The following is a 16,292-nucleotide window of genomic DNA, read 5'->3' as shown; positions in this document are numbered from 1 at the left end:
CATGACGGTGGCGGTGCGCGTGATCCCCTGCCTGGACGTGGACGCCGGGCGGGTGGTCAAGGGGGTCAACTTCCTCGACCTTCGCGACGCCGGCGACCCGGTGGAGTTGGCCGCCGCGTACGACCGGGCGGGCGCGGACGAGCTGACCTTCCTCGACGTCACGGCGTCCTCGAGTGACCGGGGCACCATGCTCGACGTGGTGCGCCGCACCGCCGAGTCGGTGTTCATCCCCCTCACCGTCGGTGGCGGGGTCCGGCAGGTCGCCGACGTCGACACACTGCTGCGCGCCGGGGCGGACAAGGTCGGTGTGAACACCGCCGCCATCGCCCGCCCCGAGCTGATCGCCGAGATCGCCGACCGGTTCGGCCGGCAGGTGCTCGTGCTCTCCCTCGACGTGCGTCGGTCGCCCGACGGCGGCACGCCCAGCGGCTTCGAGGTCACCACCCACGGTGGTCGGCGCGGCACCGGAATGGACGCGGTGCGGTGGGCGCAGCGGAGCGCCGAGCTGGGCGCGGGGGAGATCCTGCTCAACTCGATGGACGCCGACGGCACCAAGGCCGGCTTCGATCTGGAGCTGATCGCCGCGGTGCGGGCGGTCGTGGACGTGCCGGTGGTCGCCAGTGGCGGCGCCGGTGAGGTGGCTCACTTTCCGCCCGCGATCGGTGCCGGAGCGGACGCGGTGCTCGCCGCCAGCGTCTTCCACTTCGGTGAGCTGACCGTGGCCGAGGTCAAGGACGCGCTGCGCCACAGCGGCCACCCGGTGCGCTGAGCCGGTCAGTGCACGCCGGAGTGCCCCTCCGGTGACCGCCGGGGCGTGGGGATCGAACGGACCGCGTATTCCTGGACGGCCGCCGCGTGGTCGGCCTCTTCCAGGATCCATTCGGCGCTGCCGGGTGCGTGCCGGCGGGTCAGCACCCCCTGCACGGTGTCCACCATGGTCGCCACCCCCGCCCGAGGGCGGGTGCGCCAGAGCTGCTCACCCTCGGCGGTGATCCGGAACCAGCCGTCGGCGACGCTCACCAGCCCGGCGCCGACCAGCCGCCGGATCGCGGCCTCCACCTCGTGCCGCTGCGGGATCGTGTGGTTGAGGTGGTCGGCGGTGGAGAGCACGTCGGTCAGGCGGACGCCCTCCGGCCGTCGACTCGTGGCCGACCGGTGGTGCCGTCCGGCTCCGCTCGCGATGACCAGCGACACGAAGATCCAGGCGTCCGTCCAGCGCCAACCGTTCTCCCCCATGCAGAGATGATGACGGCGCGCGTCGCGGAAGGGAACACCCACCCTCCATCCGGCACACCGGACCACCACCGCGTGCCGGTTCGCGAACGGTCGGTGAGGGCTCAGCCGGTGGGAGCGGCCGGGGCGGTGCTGCCTGGTCGCGGCACGTCGGCCTCCGCCGGGTGAGTGTCGGCGTCGTCGGACACGGCACCGTCGGGGACGGTGGCATCGTGCGCGGTGGCGTCGGACACACTTTCCTCGGGTACGGCGAACGGCGGGATGAAGAGCTGGGCCAACGGACCGATGGCCAGCGCGTACGCGACAGTGCCCAGGCCGACAGTGCCGCCGAGCAGCCAGCCCAGCGCCAGGACGGTGACCTCGATGACGGTGCGCACCAGCCGAACCGACCAGCCCGGCCGACGGGCCACGAATCCGGTCATCAGCCCATCACGTGGGCCCGGGCCCAGCCGGGCACCGAGATACATGCCGGTGGCGGCGCCGTTGGCGACGATCCCGGTGACGAGCAGCGCGATCCGGACGCCGAGGGGTCCACCGGCGGGCATTAGGGCCAGTGTGGCGTCCACGACCAGACCGATCACCACGACGTTGCTGATCGTGCCGAGACCCGGCCGCTGCCGCAGCGGGATCCAGAGCAGCAGCACCAGCGCGCCGACGCCGATGGTGACGGTGCCGAACGAGAGCCCGGTCAACTCGGAGAGGCCCTGGTGGAACACGTCCCACGGGTCGAGGCCCAGGTCGGAGCGGACCATCAGGGCCATGCTGACGCCGTAGAGGACGAGCCCCAGGTAGAGCTGGACCAACCGTCGAACCGGCCGGTGCCGCAGATTGCCAAGCAATGCCATGCATGCCACCCTAGGTGCCAATCCACGTCGAGGAAGAAGCCAATATCCGGGGAGTGGCCATGACGGGTCAGGTGCGCGGCGTCCAATTGGCGCGTCTGCTCGGTCAGTGGCACGCCCTGCCGGGCCGCCGACGCAGCCCCGACTACGCCGCGCTGGCCGGCACGGTGCGCGGTCTGCTCGCCGATGGCCGGCTGCCGCTGGGCGTCCGCCTTCCCGCCGAACGGGAGCTGGCCGAGGCGTTGCGGATCAGCCGGACCACTGTCACCGCCGCGTACCGGCAACTGCGCGAGACCGGGCACCTGGCAAGCCGCCGCGGCGCCGGCAGCTGGACGATGCTGCCCGGCAACCACCGGGTGGCCAGCACCGGCCTGTGGACCCCGCTGGACGACCGGGAGATGCTCGACCTCGGTGTCGCCGCGCTGGCGGCCCCACCGCAGCTCCTGACGGCCGCCCGTGCCGCCACCGAGGACCTGCCCCGCTATCTGGGTGGCGCCGGCTACCACCCGACCGGCATCATCGAGCTGCGCGAGGCGGTGGCCGACGCGTACGCCGCCCGGGGCCTGCCCACCTCGGCCGACCAGATCATGGTCACCAGCGGCACCCAGCACGCACTGGACCTGGTGTTGCGGCTCGCCCTGGCCCCTGGCGGCAGTGTGCTGGTCGAGTCACCGACCTACCCCAACGCGCTCGCCGCGCTGGCCGGGCGACGGGCCCGGATCACCACCCACGGCCTGGCCGCCGACGGGTGGGAGCCGGACCTGCTGCTGGGCAGCCTCCGGCAGACCCGGCCCAAGTTGGCCTACCTGATTCCGGAGTTCCAGAACCCGACCGGGCACCTGATGCCCGCCTCGCTGCGCGAGCGGGTGGTGGCCGCCGCGCACGCGGTCGGCACCGATCTGGTCATCGACGAGTCCTTCGTGGACCTTCCGCTGGACGGCACCGAGCTGCCACCCCCGGTCGGCGTCTACGACCGGCACAGCCGGGTGATCAGCATCGGCGGGATGAGCAAGCCCTACTGGGGCGGCCTGCGGATCGGCTGGGTGCGCGCCTCCGCGCCGCAGGTGCAGCGGCTGGCCGCCGTCCGGGTCGGGGTGGACATGGCCAGCCCGGTGCTGGACCAGCTGGTCGCTGTGCACCTGCTCGCCGACGCCGACGCCATCGTGGCCGAGCGCCGCGTCCAGTTGGCCGTCCAGCGCGACGCTCTGCTCGGCGCGCTGGCGCAGCGGTTGCCGGACTGGCGGGTGACAGTGCCCCGGGGTGGCGTGACGCTGTGGGCCGAGTTGGACGGCCCGGTCTCCAGCGCGCTGGCCCGGGCCGCCGAGGAGGTCGGCGTACGACTGGCTCCCGGCCCCCGGTTCGGCCTGGACGGCACCATGGAGCGGTTCCTGCGGCTGCCGTTCACCCTGCCGGCCGCAGACCTCGTGGAGGCCGTGGGGCGGATCGCGGCGGTGCGTTACGACCTGGACCGCACCGGCCGGCAGCGATGGCGGGAGCCCGCCGTCATCGCCTGAGCCAACCGACCACCGACCACCGGCCCTCGACCCACGATCGTCGCCTGTCCGCCGGCACCAGGTATCTCGACGGTATGACGGGAACGTACCTTTCGCCCTACCTTGGCTGCCACAATCTCCTGATGGGCGAGGGCGGGGGGATGCGCGGGGTCCGCCGGAGCGCGCCGGGCTCACGGGCGACCCCGCTCGAACTCTTCTACGACCTGGTCTTCGTCTTCGCGTTTCTGCACGTCACCACGGCCACCGCCGGCAATCCGACCGCCCGGGGCCTGGTGCAGTGCCTGGTTCTGCTGGCCCTGCTCTGGTGGTGCTGGTCCGGGTTCGCCGTTCTGGGCAACCTGATCCGCACCGACCAGGGCATCGTCCCGGCGATCGGCTTCGTCGCCATCGCCGCCGCCTTCGTGCTGGCGCTGAGTCTGCCGAAGGCGTTCGTCGACCGGCCCGGTGGGCTGTTCGGTCCGCTGGTCTTCGCGACCTGCTACTTCCTGGTGCGGGTGAGCGAGACGGTGATCTTCCTGTGGATCGGCCGCCGGAACCGCGACGTGCGGCGACGCTGGCGGCTGCTCGTTCTGCCGCTGCTGCTGGCCACGGCCCTCATCGTGGTCGCCGGGCTGCTGCCGCAGCGGCTCTTCGACGGAACAGCCGAGTCGGTGGCCCGCCTGCTGTGCTGGCTCGCGGCCCTCGGCGTGGAGTACGGAGCCGGCCTCACGCTGCGGGGCAGCGGGTGGACGGTGCTGTCCGCCGGGCACTGGGCGGAGCGGCACGGTCAGATCGTCCTGGTCGCCCTCGGCGAGACCATCATCGCGCTCGGGTTCAGTCCCAACGAAACTGTTGGGCTGCCGCTGACCTGGCCGGTGCTGTTCGCCGCGCTCCTCGGCGTCGCGGTGGTCGCCGCGATGTGGTGGGCGTACTTCGACACCCTGGCGCTCGGCATGGAACAGACCCTGCACCGCACCCGCGACCCGGACGCCCGTGCCATCCTGGCCCGGAACGCCTACAGCTACCTGCACCTGCCGGTCATCGCCGGCGTCATCCTGTTCGCGCTCGGGCTCAAGGGGCTGATCCACGAGGGCGCCGACCCCAACACACCGAGCTGGGGCATCCCGCTGCCGGGCCTCGACCTGCTGGCGCTCTACGGTGGGGTCGCGCTCTACCTGCTCGCGCTCATCGTGCTCGGCCGGCTGATGCTCGGCGCCCCCCGCTGGCCCACGATCGGCGGGATCCTGCTGCTGGTCGCGCTGGTGCCGGTTGCCGTGTCGCTGCCCGAGCTGATCGCGTTGGGCATGTTGGCCCTGGCCACGACGCTGGCCGTGGCCGCGCAGACGGTCGTCGACTCGCGGCGCCGGGCCGGGGTCCGGCAGAAGGCGTTCGAGGAGCAGCTCGCCGCGGAAGAGGGACACACGAGGTGGCGGGGCCACCACCTGTGAGGGCCCCGTGCCGGCCCTCTCGCCGACACGGGACCCTCGGCCGGCTTACAGCTCGGCGAGCGTGCCCGCGTACATCTTGTCGATCTGGGCCGCGAAGTTGCTCTCCACACCACGTCGCTTGATCTTCAGCGACGGGGTGATCTCGCCGTCCTCGATCGTCAGGTCGCGCGGCAGGATGGCCACCTTCTTGATCGTCTCCCAGCGGTTGAGCTTCGCGTTGAGCTGGGCGACGTACTCCTCGACCATCGTCTGGGCCTCCGGCGAGGCGACGATCTCGGTGTAGCTGCGCCCCTCCAGCGGACCACCGGCGACCCAGCCCCGGATCGCGTCCGGGTCCAGCGTGACCAGCATCGTGCAGAAGTTGCGGGCCTGACCGACGACGACCGCCTGCGAGGTGTACGGGCAGATCGCCTTGAACATCCCCTCGATGTGCGACGGCGCGATGTACTTGCCGCCCGAGGTCTTGACCAGGTCCTTCTTGCGGTCCGTGATCCGCAGGTAGCCCTGCTCGTCCAGGGTGCCGATGTCACCGGTGCGGAAGAAGCCGTCCTCGGTGAACGCGGCGGCGGTCTCCTCCGGCAGGTTGTGGTAGCCGCGCATCACCGGCCGGCCACGCACCAGGATCTCCCCGTCGGTGTCGATCCGGCACTCCAGGTCACCCATCGCCCGGCCCACAGTGCCGATCTGGAGCCCGGACGGCGGGTTGACGAAGTTGCCGGCGCTGGTCTCAGTCAGGCCGTAGCCCTCCGAGATCGGCAGGTTCGCCGCGGCGAAGAAGGTGGCGATCTCCGGGCTGAGCGGAGCCGCACCGGACACCAGCACCCGCATCCGGCCGCCGAGGCGGGCCTGGAGCTTGCTGAACACCAGCTTCTCGGCCACGCCGTAGCGCAGCTTCAACCCGGCCGACACCGGCTTGCCGGCCTGCTCCAGGGTCACCTTCTCCTTGCCGACGCCGACGGCCCAGGCGAAGATCTTCGCCTTCGCGCCGCCGCCGTCCTGCGCGGTGGTCACCGCCCGGTTGTAGACCTTCTCGAACACCCGGGGAGCGCCGCACATCAACGTCGGGCGGATCACCGACAGCAGGTCGACCAGCTTCTCCACCCGCCCGTCGACATAGGTGGGCAGGCCGACATGGATGGCACCGCAGAGCAGCGTCTTGCCGAACGAGTGGGCCAGCGGCAGCCACAGGTACTGCAGGTCGTCGTCGCGCAGCAGCCCGACCTCCGCCTGCGCCACGGCCTCCCAGCACCAGCCGCCGTGCAGCAGCTCGACGCCCTTGGGTCGACCGGTGGTGCCGGAGGTGTAGATCAGGGTGGCCAGGTGGTCGGGGCCGATGCCGGCCACCAGCATGTCGATCAGATCCGGCTCGGCTGCCAGCGCGCGGGTGCCCCGCTCCTCCAGCTCGGCGAGGGTCAACTGGGGGATCGCCGCGGCCTGGTCGGTGTCGCCGTCGAGGAGCACCACGTGGGTCAGCGCGGGCAGGTTGGCGCCAGCGATCTTCGCCGCCTGGGCCGGATTTTCCGCGAAGAGCACCTTCGAGCCGGAGTCGGCGATGATGTACGTCGCGTCCGCCGGCTCGGTGGTCGGGTAGACGGTGGTGGTCGCCCCGCCGGCGCACATGATGCCGAGATCGGCGATCACCCAGTCCAGTCGGGTGTTGGCGAGGATCGCGACCGGGTCCTCCTGGCCGACGCCCAGGCCGTGCAGGCCGGCGGCGACCGCCTTGGCACGCTGGCCGACCTGCTCCCAGGTCAGCCAGACGGGCCCCGAGTCGTCGGGGGCGGGGGAGGCGAACGCGTTCCGGTCGGGGGTGGCCGCCACGCGCTTGAGGAACATGTCCGGGATGGAACGGTACGGTACATCGAGAGCCATCGCTGGAGCCGCCTTCGGGGGTGGTGGCGTGACCGTCGTCACGTCATGATGGTTACCGAAGAGTATTGCGTGGCACCGTGCATCGGCTAGCCCTGGTGATCGTCCGGCCGGCCCAACCCGCCGACCGGTCCGGCGGAATCAGGCGTATCGGGCAGCCACGACTGACCAGTCGTAGGTGGCCCGGACCCAGTTGCGCCGGGTGGCCGCCGCGTGGGTCATCTCGTCGTTCCCGCTGGACAGCAGCGCCTCCTCCGCTTCCAGGTACGCCCCCAGGCTCTGGTTGAACCGGTTCGCCACGGCCCGCAGCGCGGTCGCCTCGTCCCCGGCGGCGCCCTGGGCGATCACCGTGACCAGGTTGTGTGCCTCCGGATCAGCCTGGCTCTCCTTGCCGTAGGAGAAGAGGTCGTTGCACCAGCAGACCAGGTCCACCGCCAGCAGATCCAGTGCGAGCAGCGCCGGGTTGGCGCGCTGGATCGCCCCGAGGGGCCGCGCCGATGCCAGGTCGGTCAGGGTGAGGCAGGGGTGCACGCCGCCGATGTGCCGGCGCAGTTGGAGGTACTCCGCCATCTCCGGCACGCGCCGACGCTCCCGGTTGGTCGCCTCCCAGAGCAGTGCCAGCAGGTACTCCCGCATCTGGCTGATGAACCGCAGCAGCAGCGCCGCATGGTCGTCGTGCAGCCGGGTCCGGCGGCACAGATCGTGCAACGCGTCACCCAGGGGTCCGACGGCGGGCGGTGGGACGTCCGGGTCGCCGTACCGGTCCAGCACGTCGAGCAGGGTGCTGATGGCCGGTCCCAGCCGGACGGGGTCGGCGCCGAGGCCGTCCTCGTCGCAGGCGTCGTCCATCACGAAGAGCCAGCTGATCAGGTCGGTGAGCAGTCGCAACCCGTCCACCGAACCCGCCGGGCAGGCGCGGCCGGCCAGGCCGGCGGCGTCGGCCCGTTGCAGCCGACGAACCCGCTGGCTGGAATCGATCAGCCCGAAGGTCTGCGCCCACTCGATGCTCTCGTCCGCCACCCGTTCGGTGGCCTCGTGGCGACCTACGGGAAACGGGGGCTCCCGCAGCGCCGAAATCGCGAAACTTCGCACAGTCTGCCCCCACTCGTTGCCGCTCGGCGAAGAGTGACGCGGTAAAGCGTACGGGAGGAGGTATCAGCCTTCGTCGCTGGGTGTGGGGCATTCCACAGTGGACCTGTGACCGTTTCCAGACATAGCGTCACATTCCCAGGCTGGCGGTCCGCAGGCGTCGGACGGCCTCTGGAGGACCGTCCAGTTGGACCCGGGCCACCCGTTGCCGACCGGAAAGGAACAAGACCAGCTCGGCCGGGGCGCCGACCACCCGTAGCGGCTCGCCGCCCCGGCCGACGGAGAGTTCGCCGTGGCCGGGTGCCTGCACGTAGAGGTCCGCCGGAAAACGGCGAAGTGTCAACCGGGCCATCGGGGAGGCGCGCTTCCAGAGAGCAGCCTGGAGGCCCACCGGCAGGTCCCGCGGCTGCCACCCGGAGCCGGCCCGCCGTACGTCCTCGTGATGGATGAAGAACTCCATCATGTTGGCCAGCTCGTCGGTCACCCGGTTGCTGACCGGGCTCCAGAACGGCGGGTTGCGCACCTGGTCGACCAGGTCCGGGTAGGGCTGTGCGGCGAGTCGGAGACGGACCCGCTCGGCGTAGCCGCGCAGCGGCGGCAGCATGATGCCCCCGGCCGCGTCCGGGCGGCGGTCCCGCAGCACCAGGTGCGCGGCGAGGTCACGGGTCGCCCACCCCTCGTTGATCGTCGGGGCGTCCGGCCCGAGGGCCAGGAAGAGATCGGCCAGCGCATCGCGCTCGGCTCGGGCGTACCGCGGCATGGCCTGATCGTAGGCCCGGCGGCCCGTTGGCGCGCGGCTACCGTCCGCCGGTTCGATGTCCGCGGTTCGCCCCGTCCGGTACGTGATGGTCGACATATCCCGTCGGGGTCGGCGGTGCTGGCCTGGACCGGTAAGGATGAGGGAGATAATTGCGGCTTACGGCGGGGGAGAGTGTGGCGAGCAGGACAAGTCGGGACGTGCTCAGCCGAGGGCTGGGGGTCCTGCGGCAGGCGATCCGCGAGCAGCCACGGATCTTCACCGTCGCGGTCGTGGGCAGCGTGCTCTTCGGCGGGATGATCATCGTCAGCGCGCGGGTCGTCGGGTCGGTCATCGGCGAGGTGGCGCTTCCGGCCATCGAACGCGGCGAGGTGGGCGCGGGCACCCTGGCGCTGGCGGCGACCGCGTTGTTCGGGATCAGCGTGCTGCGGGTGGCGGGCATCTTCGGCCGTCGGCTCGGTGCCGGCTACATGCAGTACCGCCTCCAGGCCTCCTACCGCCGCCGGGTCACCCGCCGGTACCTGGAGCTGCCGCTGTCCTGGCACCACCGCAACTCCACCGGCACCCTGCTGTCCAACGCCAACTCCGACGTGGAGGCGGCCTGGTACCCGATCGCGCCGCTGCCCTTCGCCGTCGGCACGCTGGTGATGCTGGTCGGCGCGATCGTGTCGCTCTTCGCCACCGACTGGGCGCTCGCCCTGGTCGGCCTGGCGGTCTTCCCCGCGCTGTTCGCGCTCAACGTCGTCTACTCCCGCCGGATGGCGCCCCGGCAGGCTCGGGCGCAGCGGCTGCGCGCCGAGGTCAGCGGCATCGCCCACGAGAGCTTCGACGGCGCTCTGGTGGTCAAGACGATGGGCCGCGAGGCCCAGGAGACCGCCCGGTTCGCGGGCCGCGCCGGTGAGCTGCGCGACTCGTTGATCGCGGTCGGTCGGCTCCGCGGCATCTTCGACCCGCTGTTGGAGACCCTGCCCAGTCTCGGCACCCTGGCCGTGCTGGTGGTCGGGGCGTTCCGGCTGCGCCAGGGCGCGATCAGCGTGACCGAGCTGGTCAGCGTGGCCTTCCTCTTCACCGTGCTGGCCTTCCCGGTGCGGGCCATCGGTTGGGTCCTGGCCGAGCTGCCGCGCAGCGTCGCCGGCTGGGACCGGGTCCGCCGGGTGCTCGACGCCACCGGCGAGATGCCGTACGGGCAGCGCGTGCTCGACGCGGCCGGCGCCGGCCCGGCCACCCTCACCTTCAGTGACGTGCACTTCTCCTACCCACCGGCCGAGGCGCACCAGACCGGGGCGCAGGTCCTCGGCGAGGTCGGCTTCACCGTGCCGGCCGGTCGGACGGTGGCCCTGGTCGGGCCGACCGGCGCCGGTAAGTCCACCATCGCCTCGCTGGCGGTGCGCCTCGTCGACCCGGACTCCGGCACCGTCAGCCTGGACGGGGTGGACGTGCGCGAGCTGACTGCCGCGTCGCTGGCCGGCACTGTGGCGCTGGTCGCGCAGGTGCCGTTCGTCTTCGACGACACGGTTCGCGCCAACATCGCCCTCGACCGGCAGGGCATCGACGACGAGGCCGTCTGGGCGGCGCTTCGGCTCGCCGAGGCGGACGGGTTCGTCGCCGCGCTCCCCGACGGCCTGGACACCATGGTCGGTGAGCGGGGCACCTCCCTCTCCGGCGGGCAGCGGCAGCGGCTCACCCTGGCCCGCGCGTTGGCCGGCCGGCCGCGCCTGCTGGTGCTCGACGACGCGACCAGCGCGGTGGACCCCCGCGTGGAGGCGGCCATCCTGGCCGGGCTGCGGTCGTCGACGGCCGAGCCGGGGGTGCCGGTCGCGTCGATCCTGGTGGTGGCATACCGGCGGGCCACCATCGCGCTCGCCGACGAGGTCATCTACGTGGAGCAGGGGCGGGTGATTGCCCGGGGCACCCACACCGAGCTGCTGGCCACCGTGCCCGGCTACGTCGACCTCGTCACCGCCTACGAGCAGGCCGAGGTCGACCGCGCGCAGGAAAGTTCGTACGGCGACGATGTCGCGCCGCTGCCCTCGGGCCTGGAAATCGAGGTGGACCGGTGAGCGCGAGGAGTGCAGCGAAGCGGAGCCCCGCAGTCGCGAACGAAAGGCCAGCCCGGTGAGCGCGAGGAGTGCAGCGAAGCGGAGCCCCGCAGTCGCGAACGAAAGGCGGGCCCGGTGACGACTCCCATGGGGACGGCTGACAAGCGGGAGGAGACGACCTGGCAGACACTGCGCCGAGGTCTGGCGCTGTCGCCGGAGCTGCGGACCGGTCTGGCCGGCACGCTTGCCCTGGCGTTGGTCTACATGGTCGGTCGGGTGGCCGTGCCGGTCGCCGTGCAGCAGGGCATCGACCGCGGCCTCGTCGGTGGTCTGAACCTCGACGTGGTCTGGACGGTGGTGGCGATCACCACGGCGATCCTGGTGATCACGACGGTCTGCGGTTATCTGATGATGCGCCGGCTGTTCACGGTCAGCGAGACGGCGTTGGCCAACGTGCGGACGCGGGCGTTCCGGCACGTGCACGACCTGTCGATGCTGCACCAGCAGTCGGAGCGGCGCGGCTCGTTGGTCTCGCGGGTGACCAGCGACGTCGACCAGATCACCCAGTTCCTCCAGTGGGGCGGGGTGATCCTGCTGGTCAACCTCGGTCAGCTGGTGGTCACCACCGCCGTCATGCTGGCGTACTCCTGGCAGTTGACCCTGGTGGTGCTGGCCGCGTTCCTGCCGGCCGTGTTCGTCATCCGGCAGTTGCAGCAGCGCCTGGGCTCGGCGTACGCGACGGTGCGGCAGCGCACCGGCACGTTGCTCGGCGCGATCGGCGAGAGCGTGGTGGGCGCGCCGGTGATCCGGGCGTACGGCATCGCGGGGCGCACCGAGCGGCGGCTGGACGAGGCCATCGACGGGCAGCGGCTGGCGCAGCAGCGGGCGATCCGGATCAGCATCGTGGGCAGCTCGGTCGGTGAGTTGGCCGCGGGGCTGGCGCTGGCCGGCGTGGTGGTGCTGGGGGTGACGCTGGGCGTGGACGGCACGCTGTCGATCGGCCAGCTGACCGCGTTCCTGTTCCTGGTGACGCTCTTCATCCAGCCGGTGCAGATCGCCACCGAGGTGCTCAACGAGGCGCAGAACGCGATCGCGGGTTGGCGTCGGGTGCTGGACGTGCTGGACGTCGCCCCGGACGTGGCTGACCCGGGGGAGCAGGGACGGGACCTGCCGAGCGGGCCGTTGGACATCCGGTTCGCGGGGGTGCGGTTCGCGTACCCGGGCGGTCCGCCGGTGTTGCACGACATCGACCTGGAGATTCCGGCGAAGAGCCGGGTGGCGGTGGTCGGCGAGACCGGCAGTGGCAAGACGACCTTCGCGAAGCTGCTGACCCGTCTGATGGACCCGTCGGCGGGGGCGGTGCTGCTGTCCGGGGTGCCGTTGGCGGACGTCCGGTTCGACTCGCTGCGCTCCCGGGTGGTGATGGTGCCGCAGGACGGGTTCCTCTTCGACGCGACGGTGGGGGACAACGTCCGGTTCGCCCGGCCGGAGCTGACCGACGAGCAGTTGAGTGCCGCCTTCACCGAGCTGGGTCTGTCGGACTGGTTGGATGGCCTGCCGGCGGGGCTGGACACTCCGGTCGGCGAGCGCGGCGAGGCGCTCAGCGTCGGTGAGCGGCAGTTGGTCGCGTTGGCCCGCGCGTACGTGGCGGATCCGGACCTGCTGGTGCTGGACGAGGCGACCAGCGCGGTGGACCCGGCGACCGAGGTGCGGTTGCAACGCACCCTGGACGCGGTCACCAGGGGCCGGACGACCCTCGCGATCGCCCACCGGCTCTCCACGGCGCAGGCGGCCGACGAGGTGATCGTGGTGGACCGGGGTCGGGTGGTGCAGCGGGGTCCGCACGACGAGCTGGTCCGCGACGCGGACTCGGTCTACGGCCTGCTCTACGCGTCCTGGCTGGAGCAGACCCGGTGACGCGATGCGCCGGTGTGGTGGACGTCGAAGGTCAGGTGCTCTAGGCTCCGGCTTAGGTAAGCCTAACCTTCGAAGGAGGTCGCGCCCATGCGGCCCAACCCCGCCGAGATCGTTCGTACCCTCGTCGCCGGGCGCCTGCCCGGTCTCGTCCACCTGGCCCACCGGCCCGGCCCGCACCACGCCCGGCACGTGACCGACCCGGACGGGCGGGTGCTGCTGCTGGTGCCGGTGGCCAGCCACCTGGCCGCCGCGCTGCAACCGGTGGCCGGGGGCAGCGACGTGGCGGTGGTGCTCGACGTGCTCGATCTGCCGCCCGCCGCCGGAGCGCCCGGTCTGGGTCGCGCCTGGGTCTCCGGGTGGGCCGCCGAGCTGCACGGCGACGAGGCCCGCCACGCGGCTGTCGACTTCGCCGCGGTGGAGCCGACCGGCGACCTGCTCGACCTGGGCACGCGGTTCCGACTGTTCCGCTTCGAGGTGGTCGAGGTCCGCTGGGAGCGGGCCGGCGCCGTGCACCGGGTCGACCCGGTGGAGTACGCCGAGGCCGAGCCGGACCCGGTGCACCCGATCGAGGCGCGTCTGCTGGCCGACCTCGCGGAGCGCGACGGCGCGCAGGTCACCGAGTATCTGCGCCGGCAGCTCGGGTTGACCGAGCAGACCCCGGACGGGCCACCCCGGGTGGTGCGCATCGACCGCTACGGGCTGGTGGTCGCCCTCGGTCGACCGGGCGCGCGGCGTAGGATCCGGCTGGCCTTCCCGGATCCGCTGGCCGACGCCGACGAACTGGGCTGGCTGCTCCCGACGCTGCGCCGCCCGGCCGAGGCCCATCCGCCGTACTGAGCCCGGCAGGCACGCCGCCGGTGCCACCTGCCCGGCTGCACGCCGTCAGCGGGACCGATCGCGGGTCGCGGCCAGCGCCCACGCCACCAGCGCCGGCTGACCGAGCAGGCGTAGCGCCCGCTTGCGGTCGGTGTCCAGCCCGAAGCCGTTTCGGCGTTCGACGAACTGGGCGATGTTGCCGGGGAAGACCCCGACGAAGAAGCCGGCGACGGCCCGGCCGAGCAACCGGCGGGCGGGTTGACGCCACGTCGCCAGCAACGCCGATCCCAGCGCGACCTCAGCGAGACCGGACACGACCACGACCTTGTCGACGTCGACCGGCAGCCAGGACGGCACCTGTGCCCGGAACTCCTGCCGCTTCGTCGTCAGGTGACCAACGCCGGTGCTCAGCAGGACAGCGCCGAGGGAGGCCTGACCGATGGCCTGCAGAACGGGTTTCGTCGGTTGGCTCATGATCCTGTTCCTGGGGCTCTGTCGAAGACGGACTTCCCCTACCATCTCCGATTCCGCACCGTTCAACCCTGCGAACTCGAGAGCCGGCCCGCCGCGACCGCCCCTAGGTCGGCAGGGGGCCGGTGAGGTAGCGCTGGATCGTCGGGCCGATCGCGGCGACCAGGGTTTCCGGGTCCGCCGAGGCGACCGGCTCCAGACGCACCACGTGCCGCATCATGGCCAGGCCGATCATCTGGGTGGCCACCAGGGAACCGCGCAGTGGCAGTTGGGCCGGATCGACGTCGAGCTGTTCGAGCACCCGCCGCAGGACCTGGGTGGTGACGAACTCGCGCAGCAGTCGAGCGGTCCACTCGTTGCTCACCGCGGAGCGCAGCAGTGCCTGGGCGGCGCTGCCGGCCGGTGAGTCCCAGACGCCGAGGAAGGTGCGTACCAGTCGCTCACCGGCCCCGTCCGGGTCGCCGGCGATCACCTTCGGCACCAGCTCACCAGGGTCGACCGGGAAGTTCATCGCGGTGAGGAAGAGCTGGTCCTTGCTGCCGAAGTAGTGGTGCACCAACGCCGGGTCGACGCCTGCCGTGCCGGCGATGGCGCGGATCGAGGCGGAGTCGAAGCCACGCTCGGCGAACGCCGTGCGCGCCGCGTCGAGGATCGCCTCCCGGGTGTCCGGGTTGCCGGGTCGCCGGCCGGTCCGCCGCGTCATCGCCGCCCTTCGTTCGTCCACCTGGGCAGCCGTGGGCCGTGCGCCCACGGCTGCCGCAGCCTCACCCGCTGCGTCGACGCAGGGTGGCCGCCGCGAGCACGAGCGCGAGCACCACCGCCCCGAGCACCACCGCCACGTCCCGCCACATTGTGCCGGTCGGCTCGGCGTGGGCACCGACCTCCTGCAACGCCTCGATGGCGTACGACAGGGGGAAGGCGTCACTGAGCGCCTGGAGCCAGCCGGCCATCTGGTCGCGGGCCACGAACAGCCCGCAGAGCAGCAGTTGGGGGATCACCACGACTGGCAGGAACTGTACTGCCTGGAACTCGGTGCGCGCGAAGGCGCTGCACAGCAGCCCGAGGGCGACACCGAGCACGGCGTCGACGACGGCGATCCCGATCACCAGACCGATGCTGCCGGCGGTCTCCAGGCCGAAGATCCAGTACGCCACACCGGCGGCGACCGCGGCCTGCACGGCGGCGGCCAGCCCGAACGCGATGCCGTACCCGAAGAGCAGGTCGAGCTTGCCCAGCGGTGTGGTGAGCAGCCGCTCCAGGGTGCCGGAGGTGCGTTCGCGCAGCATGGCGATGCTGGTCACCAGGAACATGATCACGAAGGGGAAGATGCCCAGCATCACCAGCGCGACCCGGTCGAACGTCGTCGGCTGGCCGGGCGGGGTGGGCTGGTCGGCGTACATGAAGTAGACCAGGGTGAGCAGGACGGCCGGCACCACCACGAGCAGCGCGATGGTCCGCCGGTCGTGCCGGAGCTGGCGCAGGATGCGGCCGGTGGTGGCCGCCAGGATCCGCGGGTTCATGACTGCTCCTGTCCGGCTGTCGTGGCGGTGGTGGTCGGGCCCGCCTCGCCGGCCCGGATCAGGCGCAGGAACGCCTCGTCGAGGTCGTCGACACCGGCGGCGGTGCGGATGGCGGAGGGGCTGTCGTCGGCGATCAGCCGCCCCTGGCGGATCAGCAGGAGCCGGTCGCAGCGGGCCGCCTCGTCCATGACGTGACTGGACACCAGCAGGGTGGTGCCGGCGGCGGCCATCGCGTGGAACCGGGCCCAGAGGTCGGCCCGCAGCACCGGGTCCTGACCGACGGTCGGCTCGTCGAGGATGACCAGTTCCGGCTCGCCGACCAGCGCACAGGCCAGGGAGGCCCGGCTGCGTTGACCGCCGGAGAGGGTGGCGACCAGTTGGCCCACCGCATCGGCCAGCCCGACATCGCTGACCGCGCGGTCGGCCTCGACCCGCCCTCGCCCGTACAGGGCGGCGAAGTAGCGGGCGTTCTCCCGAACGGTCAGGTCGGCGTAGACGCTCGGCGCCTGGGTCAGGTAGCCCACCCGGTGGCGCAGCGCCGGGGTGCCCGCCGGTTGGCCCAGGACGGTGATCTCCCCGCCGCCGACCACCTGCACGCCAACCACCGCCCGCATGAACGTGGTCTTGCCGCTGCCGCTGGGGCCGAGCAGGCCGGTGACCGCCCCGCGCGGGACGCGGCAACTGATGCCGTCCAGCACCCGCCGCCCGCCTCGGTCGACGACCAGGTCGCGGACGGCTATCGCGTCGTCCATCGCGCACCTCCAAAGAAACTCATCATCTGTTGAACTCAACGCTAGA

At 72.0% G+C, this 16,292-nt stretch carries 14 protein-coding genes and 1 pseudogene; 6 read left to right on the top strand and 9 right to left on the bottom strand.

What is annotated here, in order from left to right; all coding sequences use genetic code 11:
- The first annotated feature begins 1 nt into the window (after position 1).
- A complete protein-coding gene (hisF, locus tag AC3CF1_RS10340) occupies positions 2-769 on the top strand; it encodes an imidazole glycerol phosphate synthase subunit HisF (RefSeq protein WP_088949351.1) in 768 nt (255 codons plus the stop codon).
- A gap of 5 nt (positions 770-774) precedes the next feature.
- Here the strand turns inward: hisF and AC3CF1_RS10335 are convergent, their stop codons facing one another.
- Both AC3CF1_RS10335 and yczE read right to left on the bottom strand, forming a co-directional pair.
- A complete protein-coding gene (locus AC3CF1_RS10335; protein WP_488450270.1) occupies positions 775-1,236 on the bottom strand; it encodes a hypothetical protein in 462 nt (153 codons plus the stop codon).
- A gap of 193 nt (positions 1,237-1,429) precedes the next feature.
- A pseudogene (yczE, locus tag AC3CF1_RS10330) lies at positions 1,430-2,078 on the bottom strand (membrane protein YczE); the annotation flags it as partial.
- Positions 2,079-2,137: 59 nt separating this feature from the next.
- Here yczE and yczR point away from each other — a divergent pair.
- Positions 2,138-3,589, top strand: coding sequence for a MocR-like transcription factor YczR (yczR, locus tag AC3CF1_RS10325; RefSeq protein WP_099855988.1), 1,452 nt, complete (start codon positions 2,138-2,140; stop codon positions 3,587-3,589).
- A gap of 122 nt (positions 3,590-3,711) precedes the next feature.
- Positions 3,712-5,016: a low temperature requirement protein A gene (locus AC3CF1_RS10320; RefSeq protein WP_488450267.1), complete on the top strand. Its 1,305-nt coding sequence runs from the start codon at positions 3,712-3,714 to the stop codon at positions 5,014-5,016.
- 45 nt (positions 5,017-5,061) lie between these two features.
- Here the strand turns inward: AC3CF1_RS10320 and AC3CF1_RS10315 are convergent, their stop codons facing one another.
- The 3 genes from AC3CF1_RS10315 to AC3CF1_RS10305 form a co-directional block, all read right to left on the bottom strand.
- Complete coding sequence (locus AC3CF1_RS10315) at positions 5,062-6,888, bottom strand: AMP-dependent synthetase/ligase (RefSeq protein ID WP_488450265.1); 1,827 nt, start codon at positions 6,886-6,888, stop codon at positions 5,062-5,064.
- A gap of 138 nt (positions 6,889-7,026) precedes the next feature.
- On the bottom strand, positions 7,027-7,977 hold the full coding sequence (locus tag AC3CF1_RS10310) for a terpene synthase family protein (RefSeq protein WP_488450263.1): 951 nt from the start codon (positions 7,975-7,977) through the stop codon (positions 7,027-7,029).
- A 127-nt stretch (positions 7,978-8,104) separates the two neighbouring features.
- Positions 8,105-8,734 carry a TIGR03085 family metal-binding protein gene (locus AC3CF1_RS10305; protein ID WP_354983037.1) on the bottom strand — a complete coding sequence of 210 codons (630 nt, stop codon included), beginning with the start codon at positions 8,732-8,734 and terminating at the stop codon, positions 8,105-8,107.
- A gap of 173 nt (positions 8,735-8,907) precedes the next feature.
- Between AC3CF1_RS10305 and AC3CF1_RS10300 the strand changes: the two genes are divergently transcribed.
- The 3 genes from AC3CF1_RS10300 (at position 8,908) to AC3CF1_RS10290 (ending at position 13,524) form a co-directional block, all read left to right on the top strand.
- Entirely contained in the window at positions 8,908-10,791 is a 1,884-nt protein-coding gene (locus AC3CF1_RS10300) for an ABC transporter ATP-binding protein (RefSeq protein ID WP_099855980.1), read from the top strand.
- A 126-nt stretch (positions 10,792-10,917) separates the two neighbouring features.
- Positions 10,918-12,687 (top strand): ABC transporter ATP-binding protein, encoded by a 1,770-nt coding sequence (locus AC3CF1_RS10295; protein ID WP_488452062.1) that lies wholly within the window; start codon positions 10,918-10,920, stop codon positions 12,685-12,687.
- Between the two features lie 87 nt (positions 12,688-12,774).
- Positions 12,775-13,524 carry a DUF2470 domain-containing protein gene (locus AC3CF1_RS10290; protein ID WP_354983038.1) on the top strand — a complete coding sequence of 250 codons (750 nt, stop codon included), beginning with the start codon at positions 12,775-12,777 and terminating at the stop codon, positions 13,522-13,524.
- Between the two features lie 45 nt (positions 13,525-13,569).
- Here AC3CF1_RS10290 and AC3CF1_RS10285 read toward each other — a convergent pair whose 3' ends face one another.
- The 4 genes from AC3CF1_RS10285 to AC3CF1_RS10270 all read right to left on the bottom strand — a co-directional run bounded on the left by AC3CF1_RS10285 (position 13,570) and on the right by AC3CF1_RS10270 (position 16,246).
- The gene (locus tag AC3CF1_RS10285) at positions 13,570-13,977 is read right to left on the bottom strand and encodes a DoxX family protein (protein WP_088949342.1); all 408 of its coding nucleotides are present in this window, start codon (positions 13,975-13,977) and stop codon (positions 13,570-13,572) included.
- A 103-nt stretch (positions 13,978-14,080) separates the two neighbouring features.
- Complete coding sequence (locus AC3CF1_RS10280) at positions 14,081-14,677, bottom strand: TetR/AcrR family transcriptional regulator (protein ID WP_210793896.1); 597 nt, start codon at positions 14,675-14,677, stop codon at positions 14,081-14,083.
- Positions 14,678-14,738: 61 nt separating this feature from the next.
- Positions 14,739-15,494, bottom strand: coding sequence for an ABC transporter permease (locus AC3CF1_RS10275; protein WP_354983039.1), 756 nt, complete (start codon positions 15,492-15,494; stop codon positions 14,739-14,741).
- Positions 15,491-16,246: an ABC transporter ATP-binding protein gene (locus AC3CF1_RS10270; protein WP_354983040.1), complete on the bottom strand. Its 756-nt coding sequence runs from the start codon at positions 16,244-16,246 to the stop codon at positions 15,491-15,493. The genes AC3CF1_RS10275 and AC3CF1_RS10270 overlap by 4 nt, the downstream gene beginning before the upstream one ends.
- Positions 16,247-16,292: the final 46 nt, after the last annotated feature.

Source organism: Micromonospora sp. MGP-C2 (assembly GCF_057766525.1).
The sequence above is the reverse complement of the archived record's forward strand: the minus strand, read 5'-3'. Positions and strand labels throughout refer to the sequence as shown.